Origin of the sequence: Altererythrobacter sp. C41 (assembly GCF_016803135.1) — a bacterium.
In the GTDB taxonomy this organism is placed as follows: domain Bacteria; phylum Pseudomonadota; class Alphaproteobacteria; order Sphingomonadales; family Sphingomonadaceae; genus Pelagerythrobacter.
On record NZ_JAEVFE010000030.1, the window covers coordinates 1 to 254 of the forward strand.

The window sequence follows — 254 nt, forward strand, 5'->3', positions numbered from 1 at the left end:
GCAGGTCCGCCGCTCAGAACATAGCCGCCGTCGTCGCCGGAAAGATCGAGGGCAAGCGCGGCGGCCAGCTTGCCGGCGAGGGCCGCGCTGTCGCTGAGCTGGAATCGCCCGGTGACCTGCAGGCGGCTTGCAGGTCCGCCGCTCAGAACATAGCCGCCGTCGTCGCCGGAAAGATCGAGGGCAAGCGCGGCGGCCAGCTTGCCGGCGAGGGCCGCGCTGTCGCTGAGCTGGAATCGCCCGGTGACCTGCAGGCG

General features: G+C 71.7%; 1 protein-coding gene. It reads right to left on the minus strand.

Annotated features, from left to right (window positions below; genetic code table 11):
* Positions 1–254: hypothetical protein (locus JNO53_RS15280; protein WP_203113649.1), on the minus strand; the 254-nt coding region annotated here is incomplete at both ends.